Origin of the sequence: Wolbachia endosymbiont (group A) of Sympetrum striolatum (genome assembly GCF_947250715.1) — a bacterium.
GTDB lineage: Bacteria > Pseudomonadota > Alphaproteobacteria > Rickettsiales > Anaplasmataceae > Wolbachia.
The window spans coordinates 263936-283337 of sequence record NZ_OX366342.1; the positions used below are offsets into that span (position 1 = coordinate 263936).

The 19402-nt window shown below is 35.8% G+C and carries 10 protein-coding genes and 4 pseudogenes; 5 read left to right on the forward strand and 9 right to left on the reverse strand.

From position 1 onward, the window contains the following. Positions 1-86: 86 nt before the first annotated feature. The 5 genes from OOK87_RS01320 to OOK87_RS01340 form a co-directional block, all read right to left on the reverse strand. Positions 87-818 (reverse strand): ComF family protein, encoded by a 732-nt coding sequence (locus OOK87_RS01320; RefSeq protein WP_264687839.1) that lies wholly within the window; start codon positions 816-818, stop codon positions 87-89. Positions 819-939: 121 nt separating this feature from the next. Beyond that, a complete protein-coding gene (locus tag OOK87_RS01325; protein ID WP_253309617.1) occupies positions 940-1542 on the reverse strand; it encodes a hypothetical protein in 603 nt (200 codons plus the stop codon). 54 nt (positions 1543-1596) lie between these two features. Then, entirely contained in the window at positions 1597-4392 is a 2796-nt protein-coding gene (gene uvrA / locus OOK87_RS01330; protein WP_264687840.1) for an excinuclease ABC subunit UvrA, read from the reverse strand. A gap of 313 nt (positions 4393-4705) precedes the next feature. After that, complete coding sequence (locus tag OOK87_RS01335; protein ID WP_264687841.1) at positions 4706-5218, reverse strand: hypothetical protein; 513 nt, start codon at positions 5216-5218, stop codon at positions 4706-4708. A gap of 203 nt (positions 5219-5421) precedes the next feature. Then, a complete protein-coding gene (locus tag OOK87_RS01340; protein WP_264687842.1) occupies positions 5422-8544 on the reverse strand; it encodes an AIR synthase-related protein in 3123 nt (1040 codons plus the stop codon). 107 nt (positions 8545-8651) lie between these two features. Here OOK87_RS01340 and OOK87_RS01345 point away from each other — a divergent pair, with 107 nt between their 5' ends. The 3 genes and pseudogenes from OOK87_RS01345 (at position 8652) to OOK87_RS01355 (ending at position 13375) form a co-directional block, all read left to right on the forward strand. After that, a complete protein-coding gene (locus OOK87_RS01345) occupies positions 8652-11477 on the forward strand; it encodes a WPE palindromic element domain-containing protein (protein ID WP_264687843.1) in 2826 nt (941 codons plus the stop codon). 53 nt (positions 11478-11530) lie between these two features. Then, the gene (locus tag OOK87_RS01350; RefSeq protein ID WP_264687844.1) at positions 11531-11758 is read left to right on the forward strand and encodes a hypothetical protein; all 228 of its coding nucleotides are present in this window, start codon (positions 11531-11533) and stop codon (positions 11756-11758) included. Positions 11759-12359: 601 nt separating this feature from the next. After that, a pseudogene (locus tag OOK87_RS01355) lies at positions 12360-13375 on the forward strand (IS110 family RNA-guided transposase). 242 nt (positions 13376-13617) lie between these two features. Here OOK87_RS01355 and OOK87_RS01360 read toward each other — a convergent pair. Further along, positions 13618-14243 (reverse strand): annotated as a pseudogene (locus OOK87_RS01360) (IS110 family transposase); the annotation flags it as partial. A gap of 223 nt (positions 14244-14466) precedes the next feature. Here OOK87_RS01360 and OOK87_RS01365 point away from each other — a divergent pair. Next, positions 14467-15012, forward strand: a pseudogene (locus tag OOK87_RS01365) (IS256-like element ISWpi15 family transposase); the annotation flags it as partial. Positions 15013-15097: 85 nt separating this feature from the next. Here OOK87_RS01365 and OOK87_RS01370 read toward each other — a convergent pair. Both OOK87_RS01370 and hemE read right to left on the reverse strand, forming a co-directional pair. Continuing rightward, complete coding sequence (locus tag OOK87_RS01370; protein WP_264687845.1) at positions 15098-16291, reverse strand: pyridoxal phosphate-dependent aminotransferase; 1194 nt, start codon at positions 16289-16291, stop codon at positions 15098-15100. Between the two features lie 69 nt (positions 16292-16360). Continuing rightward, entirely contained in the window at positions 16361-17377 is a 1017-nt protein-coding gene (gene hemE / locus OOK87_RS01375) for a uroporphyrinogen decarboxylase (RefSeq protein ID WP_264687846.1), read from the reverse strand. 402 nt (positions 17378-17779) lie between these two features. Here hemE and OOK87_RS01380 point away from each other — a divergent pair, with 402 nt between their 5' ends. Beyond that, positions 17780-18598: a transporter associated domain-containing protein gene (locus OOK87_RS01380; RefSeq protein WP_264687847.1), complete on the forward strand. Its 819-nt coding sequence runs from the start codon at positions 17780-17782 to the stop codon at positions 18596-18598. 434 nt (positions 18599-19032) lie between these two features. Here OOK87_RS01380 and OOK87_RS07395 read toward each other — a convergent pair. Further along, positions 19033-19323: pseudogene (locus OOK87_RS07395) on the reverse strand (hypothetical protein); the annotation flags it as partial. Positions 19324-19402: the final 79 nt, after the last annotated feature.

Sequence of the window (19402 nt, forward strand, 5' to 3'; positions counted from 1 at the left end):
TTCGTACAGCTATGTGCGTAACGCTGGCACTGGAATCTAGAAAAAAATAGATCCAAGTAGTCAAGCTACTTGGATGACACTGACTGCTAATTTTTTATGCAAGAGGTCCAATCATTCACCGTTCTTGCAAGTGATAGCACTCTCACTTCTCTTGCACCGGAGTTTAAAATTTCTTGAGAGCAAGATCTTACAGTTGCTCCGGTTGTTACCACATCATCAACTAATATCACGATTTTATTTTCGATAATTTTCTTGTTGGTTATGCTAAAAGCCTTTTTCAAATTTTTTTCACGCTGTTTAAGTGAAAGACCAGCTTGAGGCGCAGTATGGCGAAGACGTTTTATTGCAAATGGCGTATAGGATAAATTGGACAACTTACTCAACTCTTTTGCAAGCAATGCTGCTTGATTATATTTACGTTTAAACAAGCGCATTTTATGTAACGGTATAGGAATTATGACCTCTGCGTTCTGAAACGTATCCTGATTAGCTTGGTGTATCCACTTTGCATAGATTTTTACGTAATTCAAATTATCAAAAAATTTGAAATTTATAATCATGTTTTTACTATGTTGATCATAAGCAAAAACTGATCTTAATACTTTAAACGTTGGAGGATTGATGATGCACTTACCACACGTATGAATATTGTCTGAGATTACTACGCCACAAACATTGCAGTAATGCTTAGTTAGAAAATTGATTTTTTTGTTGCATTCACTACATAGATTAAGATTTTCATCAATGATATATTCGCAACTTACGCATACGTTCGGAAATATAAGATTTGTAGCTTTTTTTAGTAAGAGAAGGTTCACAATTCATTAAATATATTATAAAATTTATATAGTATAGCTAAAGTAACTTGTGCTTACACTCTTTCACTTTTTATTTCATTTCAATGTAATTCAAACTGAGCCACTGCTGAAAAAGCAGAACTTATAACTTATTAGATAAAAGCTGATGTTTTTCTGGCTCCTGTATTTCACTTAACTTACTTTGCACTTTGTTGCAAGCCCACACAAGTGGCGTTATCATTGACGCGGCAGCCCAAATGATAGCAGCGCAAGCATAACTTACAATCTTGTTAAATACTTCAGCTACTGCACTAGCACAATCTTGCCCAGCACTTAAAAATGCATTTGAATGATCAACTAATGACTTTGTACTTGCTTTTAAACAATAGTCCCCTGTTATTTTTGATAATAACTTAATTGGGAAGTATGACAAATATGCTAGTATCAAACATAAAGGTTGCAATATTATGCTAGCTACTAGAAAAGCACCCCGTTCACAAAGTGGAAACACTTCCTCTGCCCTGTAACCCACGTATTCACATTTATCATTGTTTTTATAATACTTGTTATAATTGTCTTTACTCTCAACTCCACAAATTACATCTTTCACAGGTCCTAGCACATTATCAACGTAATGTACGGACTTATAGAAACTATTTTCTGGAACTAGTGTGCAATCTTCTGCTCTCTTAGCAGGTACAATTCCATGTTTAGCATACCTTTTAAAATATTGATATATTGACATTACCCTCTCCAAATCATAAATATGCAACCTAGCCTAATATAATTAAGAAATAGTTTATAATAAATACGTTTTAAGATACCTGCCTGTAACACTTTCTGGAATTTTTACCACTTCTTCTGGAGTTCCAGTGGCAATCACTTCTCCGCCTTTTATTCCGCCCTCTGGTCCGATGTCTATTATATAATCTGCAGTTTTTATAACGTGCAAATTGTGCTCGATAACTATAACAGTGTTTCCCAGATCGACTAATCTATGGAGTATTTTTAGTAAGTTATTTATATCTTCAAAGTGTAATCCAGTTGTTGGCTCATCAAGAATATACAATGTTCTTCCGGTAAATCGTTTTGATAGCTCTTTGGACAGCTTTATTCGTTGTGCTTCACCCCCAGACAACGTTGTTGACGACTGTCCGAGTTTTATATAGCCAAGCCCCACTTCCTGCAAAGAAACCAACTTTTCTTTTACCATTGGAAGGTTTTCAAAAAAATCACAAGCCTGATCTATCGTCATATCAAGCACATCAGAGATTGATTTTCCTTTATAAGTAACTTCCAATGTTTCACGATTATACCTTCGCCCTTTACACTGCTCACACTTCACATAAACGTCCGGTAGAAAATGCATCTCTATCTTTAAGTGCCCATCACCTTTACAAGCCTCACACCTTCCCCCTCTGGTATTAAATGAAAACCGGCCTATATTATATCCCCTTGCTTTTGACTCCGAAAGACCTGCAAACCAATTTCTTATATGAGTAAACATACCGACATATGTTGCTGGATTTGACGCAGGAGTTCTACCAATTGGCGACTGATCAACTTCTATAACTTTATCTATATATTCAAGGCCTTCTATTCTATCACACCGACCATACCGTGCAGACGAATGATATATCTTATGTGCTGAATATTTATATAATGTTTCTATGACTAAACTTGATTTTCCCCCTCCTGATATTCCAGTAACACAAATAAGATTCCCTATAGGAAATTTAACGTTCACATTTTTTAAGTTATTTTCACATGCATTTATTACTTTTATGAACTGAGTTGCTTGCTTTCTTCTCCTTGGAATTAAAATTTCTTTCTCTCCACTCAAATATTGCCCTGTTATGCTCCCTGAATTTCTTTGCACCTGGTCTGGTGTTCCTTCTGCAATAACTTTTCCACCATTTACGCCAGCTCCAGGACCAATATCAATCGCATAATCAGCAGCCATTATTGTATCTTCATCATGCTCAACAACGATTACAGTGTTACCCATGTCTCTCAAGTCTTTCAGTGTAGCAATTAACCGATCATTATCGCATTGATGAAGGCCTATCGAGGGTTCATCAAGCACATACAGCACTCCTGTTAAACCAGAGCCAATTTGCGAAGCAAGTCTGATCCTCTGACTCTCACCGCCAGAGAGAGTGCTAGATTCTCGATCGAGCGTTAGGTAATTCAACCCTACATTCTTTAGAAATGCTAGCCTCTTGATTATTTCATTTAATATTTTACTTGAGATTTGCTTCTGTTGTTCTGTGAGCTTGTCTGGCAAATTTTCAAACCACTTAAGGGATTTATCGATGCTGAGCCCTGATATTTCACCTATATGTCTGCTATCAATTTTCACTGTGAGTGCTTCTTTTCTCAATCTATGGCCAGTACATTCCTTACAATGAATAACAGAGCAGTATCGCTCAACAAGCGTTTCATCATAATCCATCTGGTTCTCCAAGATACTGATCAAACCTTGAAATTTATTAGAGCCAAAGAGTATCATATCTTTTACTTCTTGATCTATGTTCTTCCACGGAACATCAAGGCTAAATTTACAATTTTCAGCCAGTGATAGAATTGCACTTTTTAGAAATCCATAACTTGTGTGCACTTGACGGAACATTGGTCCTACTGGCTTTAAAGCACCCTCAGATATTGAAAGAGTTTCATCTGGCACTATCAGCTTTACATCAACAGCCAGCTTTTTACCAAGCCCATTACACGAACCACATGCACCGTAAGGGCTGTTAAAAGAAAATAATCTTGGTTCTATTTCCTCAAGAGTGAAACCAGACTCGGGGCATGCAAAATTCTCTGAAAAAGTCAGAATTTGACCATTTTTATACTCGGAATTATGGTTGTCAGGTAGGTTTACTACTTCTACATACATTAGACCATTACCAAGTTTTAGTGCGGATTCTATACTACTTGGCAGTCGATTTCCTATATCGCCCAATATTGATATTCTATCTGCAACCACAAAAATGTCGTGTTTCTTGTTCTTATCAAGTTTAGGCAAGTCATCTACATTGTACACTTCACCATCTATTTTGAACCTTACGTAACCTTGTCTTTTAATTTCCAATATCTCTTTGAGATGTTCTCCCTTTCTACCACGCACAACAGGGGCAAGTATATATATTTTAGTTTCTAAAGGTAACGCAATTATAGTATCTACAATTTGAGATACAGTTTGCTTTGTTATCGGTAATCCAGTTGCAGGTGAATAAGGAACCCCTATTCGTGCATATACTAAGCGCAAGTAATCGTAAATTTCGGTAACAGTTCCAACTGTTGACCTTGGATTTTTTGAGATCGATTTCTGGTTGATAGATATTGCAGGGGAAAGACCTGTAATCGACTCAACATCTGGTTTATCCTGAATGTTGAGAAATTGACGCGCGTAAGCTGATAGGCTTTCAACGTATCGGCGTTGGCCTTCTGCATAAATCGTATCAAATGCGAGACTAGATTTACCAGAACCACTTAGCCCAGTTATAACAACTAGCTTATTTTTCGGTATATTGACATCTATACCTTGCAGATTATGTTCCCTTGCACCCTTAACTCTTATAAAATCGTCCATATTATACTATATAACGTATTTTAACCATTATAGCCTTAAAATACATGAATTTACAGTGATATGTTGATTTTCTATTGATTTTTTCAACTGTTACGGAAAATTAGGCAGCGTTTGGTAAATCGTCATTCCGCTACTTGTTAGCGGAATCTATGCTGAGATACCGGGCGGTATGACGTAGGGCGGTATGACGTAGGGCTGTACAACTTGTGTTAGAGTCTTAGGGCAAATCTACTACCTATAAATTCTAAACTGTTGTTACGCACCAAATACATCCCCAGGACCCAAAGTCAGTTTAGCTATATCAGAAAACAGGTTATGTGGAAATCTTAAAATACTTCTTGTTTGCCAAGCAAAATAAATACATTCCTACAAACAAGCAGATGCTTAATACTGACGCATAAGAAAACTTAAAAATTAAATCTCTAATATATATTGCTAAGCATTTACCTGCAGAAAATTTGTATAGTAATCCAACACATACAACGGCACTATCAATTACTGATGCCATAATTAAAGTAATGAAATTTGCCATATGAAAATTCAACTTGGACTTCAATTTTTCAAAAACAATTATGCTCGAGAGAAGAGATACTAAAATTGCAGCATATGAAGTCAATATCATCAAACTAAAACTTTGCCATTTTAAAATACAGCATAGCGCTGTACACACTATTAAGCTATACGTAGCTTTTTCTTTGCCATAAAATTCAACCATTGAATTTACAACTAAAGCAGCTCCTATAAATAAAGCAGGACATATCATCAATTTATTTGAAGCGTTGAGTAAAGAAAGACTGATAAATAAGAGTGTCAGTAAAATAGACATAACTACCTACCCAAATTTAATGACATACATTTATTTTAAGTAAATATTGCACATAGTGAAAGAGTTATTTAACCTAATGGAAAAAAAACATTTTAAACTGACATGCTATAGCTACCCAAGAAAGGTTTTCCTACGTCATACCGCCGCGGCCGCTAACAAGCAGCGGGATGACGAGTTTGTCGTTTATCAAATCGTCTGTAAACCTAAGTTACTTTAGCTATATAATAACTATTTCCCAAATCTTTCAGATTTACTTTTAAAACATCCTTTATGTTTAGCAACTTTTTCTCTGTTACTTTGCCAATACATGAATAAGCCGCATCTTCAAACAACGCTTCAAACCTCTGCTGATTTTGTGGTGCAATAGTAACCAAAATTCTACTTTGCGATTCAGAAAACATTATTATCTTGTTTATTATGTCTGTATTTTGTGTTTTTCCTATTGGTACTAGTGAAAGATCGATTTCAGCACCAAGGTCTCCTGCAATTAGCGATTTTGCCAGAGCAATAATTAAGCCGCCTAAGTTTGGTGCAATTGCAGAGGCAATTATGCCATCTTTTATTGCCTGGTTGTAACGCTCATACAACTTCCTAGCGCTCTTTGCATCAACTTTTGGCACGTTGTTATTATCTATTCCACTATATAACTGATATTCAGATCTACCAAGCTCATCGTGGGTTGTACCAAGCACATATATCAAGTCCCCTGGCATTTTCACATCAAGCGATACCGCATTTTCAATATTTTCTATAACTCCAATTGCTGAAATGAGTAATGAAGGTGGTGCAGATATCATCACTTTCTCGCCATTTTCGTCATATCCCTTGAAGTCATTGAACATACTGTCTTTTCCGGATATGAATGGCGTTTTAAATGCAGTTGCAAAGTCGTAACAAGCCTCTGCAGCTCTCTTTAGCTGCCATAGCCTTTCTGGATTATAAGCATCGCACCAGCAAAAATTGTCGAGCAACGCTAGATGATTTATATTTCCTCCTGCAGCTACGTAGTTGCGTATTGCAGTGTCAATCGCACATGCTGCCATGTGATAAGTGTCAATTTCTCCATAACTTGAGCCAAATCCCTGCGATTTTACAACACCTTTGTTTGAAGAAAGGACTGGCCTCGAGACAACAGCTTCACTGCATACTCTTCCCTTGCCTTGCAGTGGTTTCAGTATTGACGACCCCTGAACCTCATGGTCATATTGCACCACTATGAACTCTTTGCTGCATATGTTTGGTCTGCTTAGCATTTTTTTTAATGCAAAGGTGTCATTCCAGTGCTTGACACTGGAATCCATTTCACATTCAATTCCACCGTTGGATGGGTTTTTGCATAAAATGTTTGCAGGCTCAGCCTGCTGGATCCCAGTGTCAAGCACTGGGATGACAGGGAAGAGTGTTGGGATGACAGGAGAGGGTTCCGGAATGACAGCAGGCTCCTTAGACCATGGCTTTGTTTGTAAATGCACTTTGGGATTACCGTCATGCAAAAATTCAGTTTCCATATCCATTATTACTGTCCCTTCAGGACATTTAACAACAGCTTTACCACTCTCATTAAACTCTCCAATCACACAAACCTCCACATCATGTTTTTTCATGATTTGCTTAAACGCAGGAAAATTTTCTTCTGGCACTGCTAAAGTCATTCTCTCTTGTGATTCTGATATCCATATTTCCCACGGAGCCATACCATCGTTTTTAAGGAGAACCTTGCTCAAATCAACTTCAAATCCGTCTTTTCCCATTTCACCAATAGACGATGATAGACCGCCTGCTCCATTATCCGTTATTGCATTATAAAGACCAAGATCTCTTGCTTTTATGACGGCATTGGATAGTTTTTTTTGTGTTATGGGGTCACCAATTTGCACAATCGTTGAAGGGCTGTTTCCCGACAAAGCCTCTGAAGAAAACGTTGCACCGTGAATTCCATCTCTTCCAACTCTTCCACCAATAATTACGATTTTATCGCCATTTTTTGGTCCTTTAATGTGTGAAGGTGCATTATTTATATTGCGTGGAATAATTCCGACACTTCCAACAAAGACTAATGGCTTGCCACAAAATCTATCGTCAAAATATACCGATCCAAGTTGCGTTGGAATGCCAGAACAGTTACCAGCAACATTAACGCCATGAATCACTTCTTTCATTATATATTTTGGCGGTAAGATCTCATCAGTGCGCTCCTTGTCCCTATAAAATTTGCCTTTTGCTTCTTTGGCAAAGCAAAAGTAATAGGTATTCATTATAGGCTCCGCGCCTTTCCCGAAACCCACTATATCACGATTAACTCCAAGCACTCCGGTCATTGCTCCACCAAATGGATCAAGAGCTGAAGGGCTATTGTGAGTTTCAACTTTATCGACAATCAAGTAATCGTCATCAAAAATTATTCCTCCTGCGTTGTCGGAGAAAACTGACACGCATATGTCAGAATTTATCTCACGCGTTGCACGCTTAATATAATGAGCATATAGACCGTCTTTTATTTCATCAATAGGGGAGCAAAAAATATTGTGTTTACAATGTTCAGACCAAGTCTGTGCCAGAGACTCAAGTTCAATATCATATGGATTTCTACCGAGTTTTTTAAAGTAATCCTTTATAGCTTTCATTGCTGCCAGCGAGAGCCCTAAAGTGCCATTACCATCGATTCCATCTCTGCTGATTTTTTCAAGCTCTTGGTCACTCACATTGAGGTCAACAGACTTAGTACTATCCTCTGTCATCCCAACCCTACCTTCTGTCATTCCAGTGCTTGACACTGGAATCCAGTTTGCATTATACAATTGCTTGAAATTTTCTGGATCCCAGTGTCGGGGCACTGGGATGACACCAGGTGTTGTATTCGATTTACCATAATATTTCCAGCTATAGTTCTTACAGATAAGTGTGCAATATTCAGTGATAGGGTTGAATTCTTGCTTTATATCATCTTCGGTTGGCATGCTTCCTTTACCCAAAATCAGCTTTGAACTTCTTGCTTTGATATGAACGCCTTCATCAATGTGGCCCTTGCTAATTAAATACTCTCTAACAATTTGTTTCGCTGTGTTGCCCACATTGTCAGTCATGCCAGGTAAAAAGCTTATTTCCAAGCCCCACTTTGCTTGTGGTTCTATGAAGTCATATTGAAGGTTTTCATTGTAGGAATAATAACGGCAGTCTTGTATGACTTTATTATAAAATAGCCCACAAATTTCTTCATGTAATTTTGATGGTAATTCTTTTCTTATGCAAATCAAGTAAACATTAACTACCCTTCTGCGGCCAACTTGTTCACATTTATTTAAAACTTCTATTCTGATGTTTGCCATGTAATATTGTGAAAGACTTTAATATATCATAGCATAAGAAACTGCGAGCACATTTATATTTTGAGTGATTTCTATATAATAAAATATTGTATTAATTGTTACTGTTAGTGGGAAGAGTTTTTACCGTTAATGTGGATGAGTCCTTTTTCAATGTATTGGTTCAGCACATATTTTCTGAATATGAAAGAGAAAAAATTCCCGAGATAAAGATCATACTTCCCTGCAAAAGGGATGTAATAGCGCTGCTGAGTGCGTTCAAGAATTATAACGCTAAAAAATGCATAATTTTGCCAGAGATAGTTTCACTGGAAAACATTGATGAAGAGGATTTAATATTAAATCTTGATAGAGTTAAAGTTATCAATCCAACAAAGAGGACGCTGCTACTCATTCAATTCATATTGGAGTGGAATAGAAAAAATAATGATAATTTCCCCATTGATTTAGCTTATAGCCTGCCATCATTGCTTGATAAAATTCAATCTACCCAAACAACGGATTGTTATCAATTCGATGAACATTCAAAAAAAATAGAGAATTTCATAAGCTTACTCATTGAGAGTTGGAATAAAATTTTAAAAGATTTAGGAGTAGTAGATATATTAGAACATAAGAGTGATTACATAAACAATATGATAATCTCTTTACAAAAAGACCAACATATAATCTTTGTTGGAATTGGAAAGGATAAGTCGTTAATTAAGGCTATATATGACCTGCCGTTTGGAAAAATAATTTTTCCTAATCTGAATTTGAAAATTAAAGAGAAAGATTGGCAATCACTTGATAAAAAACATTATCAATATTGCCTGAAAGATCTACTCGATTATTTAAATGTAGATAGAAGAGATGTGAGTTTTCTGCCAGAAGCGTGTTCTCCAGTGCCCAGACACTGGGATCCAGAAAACTTAACTTTAAATGAGCGCACCAGGTGGCTGTATAATGAAAACTGGATCCCAGTGTCAAGCACTGGGATGACAGAAGAAAGGGCTGGGATAACAGGAAGTCCTGAGGAATATCTAGATTACATTTTTGATACAACTGCCGATCTAAGCAAAGTTAGTAATGGACATATTGGCAATATTGAAGTCATCACTTGTGATTCCAGAGAGGAAGAAGCACAAGTGACATCATTAATTATAGAGAATGAAGGTTATGAAAACGTTTCTTTGGTTGTCTTTGATAAATTACTTGCAGCTCGTATAGCCTGTTTATCAAGGCAACACAGTGCCATACCGGAAAATTATCCTTATATAACACTCCTACTTTATAGTATCGAAGTTTTGACCTCAAATTGGAGCAGTGTGTCATTACTTTCGCTCCTTAAACATAGGCTAGTGACTTTTGGTTACACTCAAGAAGAGTACACTCGGATTTTATCTGAATTTGAAATAGAGATATTACGCAACTTTAGTACAAATGGCCTTAAAGATATTATAGATGCTATTAATACCTATAAAAAGCTAAAACATAAAGAGGATATATTGCTTATTATCAATAGGTTAGAGGCTATACTTAATCTTTTACTTAACTCTATAAATTGCCCTATTTCTGATGTGGTGGCAACTCATTTGCAGTGTATTAATGTGCTATCTGGTATAAATTTTTCAGAGCTAAATAGTGAAATAGGTAATTTCACCTGTAATTTCTTGAATGCATGTGAGGGTATAGAAATTAAGTGCTCCTTAGAGTTATATAGCCAAATTCTGACCTTATTTTTAGAGAAAGAGTTTTTCTCTGTAGCAAATGACTTGAATAAATTCAGCTTATATCACAACAAAGTTGTAATACTCGCTGGATTTAATGAAGCGCCAAGCTTTCAAAGTCCGCTTTTGAATGCACTTACGAGAGAAAAATTTAACCTTCCTTCTGCGCAAGAAGAGCAGGGGTATTTTTTTTATACTTTACACAATTTGTTTTGTGCAAGTAAGGTTTATATTACAAGATCGCTAAGCCATAGAAAACCAATTCTATTGCAGCGTTTGGAAATTCTGCTCAAGGAGGGGAAACAGCCGTATCGCGATTGGCTGAGGATATTAAATACGCCTGAATGTACTGTTCCATGTACTCAGCCTATGCCAAAACCTCAAACCGAAGTTAGAAAAGAAAAAATGCAGGTGATGTCTTGCAGTGCAATAGAAAAGCTAATTCGTAATCCTTATTCATTTTACGTTGAATATATACTGGGCCTTAAACAATTAAGAGACTTGAATTTTAAGCCATCGATATTGGAATTTGGCACTATGGTGCACAACATTCTTGCAAGATATTTACGCAACAAAAAGTCGCCAATGAGCATTGCACGAAAAGCATTCTCGACTAGTCAGTTTAATTTTTCAAATATGTGGTGGGTAAGACTGCAAAGGATAATTCAATCTTTTGTCGAATTTGATGAAACTCGAAGCAATTATGTTGAGTTGGAAAAGAGTTTTACCTGTCCGATATTTCATATTCCAGCGCGTGACGCTGGAATCTATATTTCTTGTGATGATGTATCCCAGTATGAAACTGCTTGGATGACAAATAGAGATCTGATCCCACAAGAAATTTTACTGACAGCAAGATGTGATAGAGTTGAGTATCTACCAAGTGGGCAAGTAGCAATTATAGACTATAAACTTGGTTCACCACCTTCCAACGAAGAAGTGATGTCGGGGTTTTTTCCACAGTTAATTTTGCAAGCCTTAGCGGTAGAACATATAACAAAAAGAGAAGTTTCAGAACTTGCTTATTGGAAACTTGATTATGATAAAATAAAAGTTATTTCTATACAAAATTATAGATACAAAATGCAAGAATTAAAAAATGATCTGCCTGGTTTTTTATCTAATTATTTAAGTAATTCCACACCCTTTATTGCCTCTCCATATTTTGATAAATTCCTGAGATTTAATAGCTATAAACAGCTAGAAAGGGTAGGGGAGTGGTTGTAAATGGTGTCATCCGAGTAGCTTGACTACTTGGATTCAGGAAAAAGAATGGTGTCATGCAAGTAGCCTCCTTCTCCTGTCATCCCAGTGCCCCTATGATGTCATCCCAGTGCCCCGACACTGGGATCCAGAAAAGTTTGCTTGTAAGCAAGCAAACTAGCATAGAAAGTGGTTACAACATTTTCGATGAGATTATATGGAAAACTGGATCCCAGTGTCTGGGCACTGGGATGACAGCAGTCCTACGTCATACCGCGATTCATTCGCGGTATCTCTTAACATAGATCCCGCTAACAAGCAGCGGGATGACGGTTGTCAGGGTGTCATCCGAGTAGCCTCTTTCTTGTTATCCGAGTAGCCCCTTCTCCTGTCATCCCAGTGCTCTTTTTTTGTCATCCCAGTGCCCCGACACTGGGATCCAGGAATTTTATTAAGTTGGTAAGCATAAAAATAGATGTTTTACGTTAAAATACAACGTTTTCGATGAGGTTATATGGAAAACTGGATCCCAGTGTCTGGGCACTGGGATGACAGCAGTCCTACGTCATACCGCGATTCATTCGCGGTATCTCTTAACATAGATCCCGCTAACAAGCAGCGGGATGACGGTTGTCAGGGTGTCATCCGAGTAGCCTCTTTCTTGTTATCCGAGTAGCCCCTTCTTGTATCTTGTCAAAAGCATCTAATGTTTTAAGCTTAAGCATTAGGTGGAGAAGGGAGGAACTCTGTGCTTCTTCTTAGATATAAAATCTGTAGAGGAGATAAGAATTCCCTTCTCAAAAGTATAGGCTGGACGGTATCGTAGAAAGACCTGAATGGTTCTAATTCTGTATTCACAAGACTAGCCTTACTTTTCATTTTTAATGGTAACGTATGGGGTTATATATGATCAACAACTTTTTGGGCATAGATATATCAAAAGATCGCTTTGATGTTTTTCTCTCATTTATAAGCAAAAAAGGAAAGCGTGAAACTAGAAAAAGAAGCTTTAAGAACGATGGTTTCAAAGTCTACTGAATTTTCTACACAAACATAATGTAGAAAAAGTAAAAACCTGCATGGAATCTAATGGTTGTTATAGCGAAGCACTGGCTGAATTTCTACACAATGCTGGACATTTTGTAAGTGTTGTAAATCCTTATTGCATAAAATCTTATGCAAGGAGTAAGCTGATACGACAAAAGAATGATCAGACCGATGCAGAAGTTATTGCTGATTATTGCCAAAGACAGGAACCTTCTAGTTGGACACCACCTTCTCCTGAAATGAAAAAATTAAAACATCTTTATCGTTGCTCAGTTGCGTTAAAAGATGAGTTAACATTAGTAAATAACCACTTAGAAAAAAAAGAGAGACTGCCTAAAGAAGTTGCAAATGCTTGGGAAGACCTTGCAATGAATATAGCTCAAAAAATAGAAACAATAAAAAACTCCGTACGTGAACTATTAAATCAACACAAAGAATTGTTGGAAAATTTTCAACTTCTATTGACTATTCCAGGCATAGGAGAAGAATCAGCAATAGCTATTTTAGCTGAAGTTTCTGATATAGAGGTTTTTAGAGATGCCAGGCAATTGGCAGCATATACAGGAGTTATACCACGAAATATGACGTCAGGTTCCTCTGTATATGCCAAACCCAGATTAAGTAAATCCGGTTCACAAACATTACGTAAGGCACTTTTCTTTCCTGCCATAGTAGCTAAGAATCACAATCCTATCATTATGAGCTTTTGCCAAAGATTAAAGGAAAAGGGTAAGCATAATATGGCCATCGTTGGTGCTGCAATGCGTAAGCTACTCCATATCATTTTCGGTATTCTGACATCCAAAAGTGCTTTTGATCCTAACCATATCAAAAACTACAGGGCTAGGAGGTTGACTGAAGGTTTAGTACTTTAAAATCAAAAATGCTTCCTATCTATCTTATGTAAAGTGGTATCTTACACAAATTTATTGAATGTTGTTGGTTAGTGGATATGTTGATAAGTAAACTTCATCTGTTTTGTGCGTATAAAACTAATTTACTTATCAACATATCCACTAACTATAATCTGTGTACTGTTACACAATTGGAAGTATTTTTTGATTTTATGATGCAACTTGGGAAATTTTATAATTTTTTTGTTGACTAACAAGACGGTATCTCCTATGCCTGGAATAGTCAATAGAAGTTGAAAATTTTCCAACAATTCTTTGTGTTGATTTAATAGTTCACGTACGGAGTTTTTTATTGTTTCTATTTTTTGAGCTATATTCATTGCAAGGTCTTCCCAAGCATTTGCAACTTCTTTAGGCAGTCTCTCTTTTTTTTCTAAGTGGTTATTTACTAATGTTAACTCATCTTTTAACGCAACTGAGCAACGATAAAGATGTTTTAATTTTTTCATTTCAGGAGAAGGTGGTGTCCAACTAGAAGGTTCCTGTCTTTGGCAATAATCAGCAATAACTTCTGCATCGGTCTGATCATTCTTTTGTCGTATCAGCTTACTCCTTGCATAAGATTTTATGCAATAAGGATTTACAACACTTACAAAATGTCCAGCATTGTGTAGAAATTCAGCCAGTGCTTCGCTATAACAACCATTAGATTCCATGCAGGTTTTTACTTTTTCTACATTATGTTTGTGTAGAAAATTCAGTAGACTTTGAAACCATCGTTCTTAAAGCTTCTTTTTCTAGTTTCACGCTTTCCTTTTTTGCTTATAAATGAGAGAAAAACATCAAAGCGATCTTTTGATATATCTATGCCCAAAAAGTTGTTGATCATATATAACCCCATACGTTACCATTAAAAATGAAAAGTAAGGCTAGTCTTGTGAATACAGAATTAGAACCATTCAGGTCTTTCTACGATACCGTCCAGCCTATACTTTTGAGAAGGGAATTCTTATCTCCTCTACAGATTTTATATCTAAGAAGAAGCACAGAGTTCCTCCCTTCTCCACCTAATGCTTAAGCTTAAAACATTAGATGCTTTTGACAAGATACAAGTAGAAGATATCCTTATTGCCTGCGTTGATGGGCTGAAAAGCTTTCCTGCAGCTATAAACAGTGTCTTTCCTAATGCGGAAGTGCAGATGTGTATAGTGCATCAGATACGCAACTCACTGAAGTATGTGGCCAGTAAAGATGCGAAGAGTTTTTTGAGCGATTTAAAGAAGGTATATCAAGCTTCAAGCAAGGAAATTGCCGAGAATTATCTGTTGGAATTGGATGAAAAATGGGGCACAAAGTACCCTATGGTTATAAAATCTTGGCAGAATAATTGGGAAAACTTGTCTGGTTATTTTAAGTATTCTGGTCCAGTTAGGAGGATAATCTACACCACCAATCCCATAGAGGGGCTACATAGGCAAATTAGGAAATTCACTAAGACCAAAGGCTCATTTACCAGCATAAATGCCTTGTATAAGCAGGTATATTGTGCTATAAAGAAGGCAGAGGAAAAGTGGACGATGCCTGTACATGATTGGGCATTAACTATCTCTCAACTTGATGTTTTCTTTCCTGGCAGATTGAAAATTGAGTTGAACTAAAAATGCGGTTTGACACAGTTTATTTAACACTCCCTTAGTGAATATTTTTGACGCGGTGAAATGGGTAATTTATGGATAGTCTATTTCATTTTAACTCCTGGCACGCTTTAGTAATACTATCACATCCAATTTCTAATTGTTCCTGAGAGGTTGCATAAGAAATTCTGATAAAATTTTCTAGACCAAACGCAATTCCTGGAACCACAGCAACTAAATGATCCTCTAGCAGGTATTCAGTGAAATCAAGATCATTATTTATTACTTTACCACTTTTTGTACTCTTACTGAGCAATCCTTCACACGAGACAAATAAATAAAATGCGCCTTGCGGAATGGATGCTGATAATCCCGGAGCAGAATTTAGCTTTTTCACCATAAAATCTCTACGACTCTTAAAAATCCTTGTTCTTTCTTTCAAAAAACTATGGTCACCGTTTAATGCTGCTGCTGCTGCTGCTTGTGCTATCGAATTTGGGTTAGAAGTGCTCTGAGACTGCAGCGTAGAGATAGCTTTTACTACATCACTTCTACCTGCAATATACCCTATTCTCCAGCCTGTCATTGCATAGGCTTTTGACACTCCATTGACTACAAAAACTCTGTTGTAAAGCTTTGGCTCAACCTGAGTGATAGTAAAAAACTTTTCGTCGTATATTATATGCTCATAAATATCATCTGTAACGACATTCACATGTGGATATTCAAGCAATATTTGTGCTATGTCTTTCAATTCATCATATGTGTACACAACTCCTGCAGGATTGTTCGGTGAGTTAAGAATTAACCATTTAGTTTTTTTAGTTATCCTGCTTTTCAATAATTCCGCTGTCAGTTTAAAATTTTGTTTGCATTCCACTACAACTGGTAAGCCCCCAAAAAGATTTACCATATCAACATATGAAACCCAATAAGGAGCTGGAATAATAACTTCATCTCCAGAGTTAATTGTTGCCATAAACAAATTGAATAACACCTGCTTAGCGCCAGTACCAACACAGATTTGGTTAAACGTGTACTCGAGGTTATTATCCCTTCTTAACTTATTAATTATTGCTTCTTTCAGCTCACGCGTTCCATCAACAGCAGTATACTTAGTTTTACCTTCACTTATTGCTTGAATAGCTGCTTTTTTTATATGATCTGGAGTATCAAAATCCGGTTCTCCTGCAGCTAAAACACAGATCTTTTTTCCTTTATTTTTCAACTTATTTGCCTTATCAGTTACAGCAATCGTAGGTGATGGTTTTATTAGGGACATTCTTTTTGCAAGGTCTGACATATCTTACTGAAGCTAAATTCAAATGATAAACCCTGTACAGCAAAAAAGCTAGGAATTTTGTGTATTGTATTAGTAGCTTTTTACCAAATTCACCAACGCAGTGATATTTTCAACTGGAGTATCAGGGAGTACTCCATGTCCGAGATTAAATATGAAGGGTGAATCTCTAAAGCAATCTATTATACGTTTTGCTTCTTTTATTGCTTCCGTTTTATTATAGGCTAAAAGATTAGGATCAAGATTTCCTTGTAGAGGGATTTTTAGATTCGCTTTCGCCCATTCTATTGGGACATTATAATCTATACTTACTGCAGATACACCTGTTTGTTCGCAGTAATCCTTATAAAGATTTCCAGCAGACCTTGGAAATCCTATTATTGGAAAATCAGAAAATCTATCCTTTATTGCCAAGGTAATTCTCTTTGTTGGTTCGATAACATATTCTTTAAACAATGGTTCCGATAATGCACCAGCATTACTGTCAAATAGCTGAATAACATCTGCTCCAAATTCTATCTGTTTAATTAGATAAATAATCGTTGCTTCCGTTATTCGTTCAATTATTTCCTTCAAATACGAAGGGTAAAAATTTAATACTTTGGAAAAAGTTTTGCTGCTTCCACCTTCTATGATATATGAAGCTACTGTCCATGGGCCACCAGCAAATCCTATAAGAGACTTTTTTTTTGATAGCTGACTTCTGACTTTCTTTATAGCGTTTAGAATTGGTAAAATTTTAGCTTCAATGTCTTGTGGACTTTTCAATTCTTTAGGATTCTTTATAGGTTTTATTCTCGGGCCCACATTGCGCAGGAAATTCACGTCACAACCCAAAACATCAGCTATTATTAAAATGTCTGAAAAAATTATCGCCGCATCCACGTCAAATCTTGTCACTGGCTGTAACGTCAATTCTGTCACTAAATCTGTGTTGTAGCATATCTCCATAAAATTATTCATATTTTCCACTGCTTTGCGGTACTCAGGAAGAGACCTGCCAGCCTGACGCATTAGCCAAATAGGCACTCTTTCACCTGGCTCATTTTGTTTGATAACTTCTACTATTGTTGTTTTGCTGCTTTCCAATCTATTTTATCTATTTTTCTGTATACTAAAGTATAGTAGTAATAATAGTTCTATCAACAACTTGTTACTAACTTAAAATTCAGTAAAAATTGGTGTTGTTTAATTTGTGGATAAATATGTTAACAACTTCTATATGCTATTGATTTTCTGTTATGATTTATGTGTATAAGTAAGATGTTCAGAGTGTTAGTAATTTTCTTTTATGGAAAACATTTTACCATCATGCATTGTTACATAACTATGTATATGTCGTTGAAAAAACTGTTGATCAATTGTTGGTATTTTATATCAACAAATAATTCACAAATTAATTTGACATTATTCACATGCTTATTAAACATTTAATAACAGTTTTCTTGATAAATCTGATCTGAAAACGTTTTTGCCATTACAGGGAATAAATTGAGTAAAAAAGGAACCTTAGTAGAAAAAATAGCATATAGAATTTTTCTCTTCCTTTTCAAAAAAGCTTCTGTGTTGAAAAAGTGTGCGACTGAAGCATTAATGAAAGATCTGCCAGACCTTAATATATTTAATGATCTATTAAAATTCCGCGATTGTGGTATAATGGATATAATGACTCCACGTACAGAGATATGCGCAGTAGACATTGAGTCAAGCGAGCGTGAAATAATAAAGAAGATAAAAAACACTTGCCACACTAAAATACCAATTTATAGAAATAACTTTGATAACGTAATAGGCTTTTTTTATGTAAAAGATGTTATTTTTAATAGGGATAAAAATTTTAATCTGAGAAATATTATACAAAGCGTAATATTTGTTCCGCCCTCGATGAAGACAACTAATCTTTTTGTTAGGATGAAATCTTCTAAGTCATACTTAGCTATTGTATTGGATGAATATGGTGGAACTGATGGTTTAATTTCAATGACCGATCTTATAGAGGAGCTAATACCAAACATTGATAGTGAGAACGAAATAAATTCAGAATATACCATTACTGAATTGTCTCAAAATAAGTTTGAAGTGTCAGCAAGGGTTCTTATAAAGGATATAGAAGAGGATCTAAAAATAGAATTACGTGACCCTGAAGAAGACTATGTTACACTTGGTGGTTTGATTCTTTCGATTGCTGGTAAAGTGCCTTCTGTAGATGAAGTCATTAAATATAAAAATGGTATGAAGTTTATCATCAAAGATGCAAATGAGCGCTACATTAATAAAATAGTACTAGACTTAAGTGATTACAAAAATTAGATTTGGTACCCCTTGTCGGGGAATGTCTTGCCTTGAAACGAAGAAAAAGTTGTAATAACCAAATATGCAACTCAAGGTATAGTTAAACCTATCTCCAGCAAATTATTTTCGCAAGTACAATGCATTTCAGTTTTATAGTACTCTAATAATAAAGAGGTCATATAGATATTAATATCTTTTGTATTTAAATTAGTGTCATTTTTTTTGATTAATTTGTCTACTAATGATTTGCTTATTGGTTTGTGTTCATTTAGAATTTTTATAGTTAATAGCATTTTATCTTCTGTTTGACTCAGTAAAACAGACACTAGTTCAACTTCCGCCACTGCGCTGGCTATAGTTAGCACCATATTAGAAATTATCTTATTTATCTTTTCAATTAAATCTTCCTTATTTTTTGCAGAGTATGCGTCTATTTTCCACGTAAGCTTTACTTTTTTTTTTAATAAATAATTTTCGATATTAGATTTGGTCTGATCAAAGCTGTAATTATCTGCTGAAGAAGAATATGCCTGCTTCATAACTTTATGTTTATATATTAAATCATCGGAGCTTTCTTTAAGAAACGACAACGCTTCCTTCTGCGCATCAGCATCGTTCTTATCTATTACTTCAAGCTCTTCTAAGCCAAACATTATTCCATTCATAGAGTTAGCAAAGTCATGAAGCAGCCGTCCTGATAGCAGCTCCGTTATTAACAGTATGTTTTTGATGTTTTTGTTCATTGGATAATTATAAATGATTTAAGTTACCCTATATTGGTAAACATATAATAGTCAATTAAGAGAAAGTTTCGTTGCACTT

What these genes read in the sequence shown, in the direction of transcription:
- OOK87_RS01325 (WP_253309617.1), bottom strand. Translation starts at nt 1,542, where the DNA reads ATGTCAATATATCAATATTTTAAAAGGTATGCTAAACATGGAATTGTA.
- uvrA (WP_264687840.1), bottom strand. Translation starts at nt 4,392, where the DNA reads ATGGACGATTTTATAAGAGTTAAGGGTGCAAGGGAACATAATCTGCAA.
- OOK87_RS01335 (WP_264687841.1), bottom strand. Translation starts at nt 5,218, where the DNA reads ATGTCTATTTTACTGACACTCTTATTTATCAGTCTTTCTTTACTCAAC.
- OOK87_RS01340 (WP_264687842.1), bottom strand. Translation starts at nt 8,544, where the DNA reads ATGGCAAACATCAGAATAGAAGTTTTAAATAAATGTGAACAAGTTGGC.
- OOK87_RS01350 (WP_264687844.1), top strand. Translation starts at nt 11,531, where the DNA reads ATGCAAGTAGCCTCCTTCTCCTGTCATCCCAGTGCCCCTATGATGTCA.
- OOK87_RS01370 (WP_264687845.1), bottom strand. Translation starts at nt 16,291, where the DNA reads ATGTCAGACCTTGCAAAAAGAATGTCCCTAATAAAACCATCACCTACG.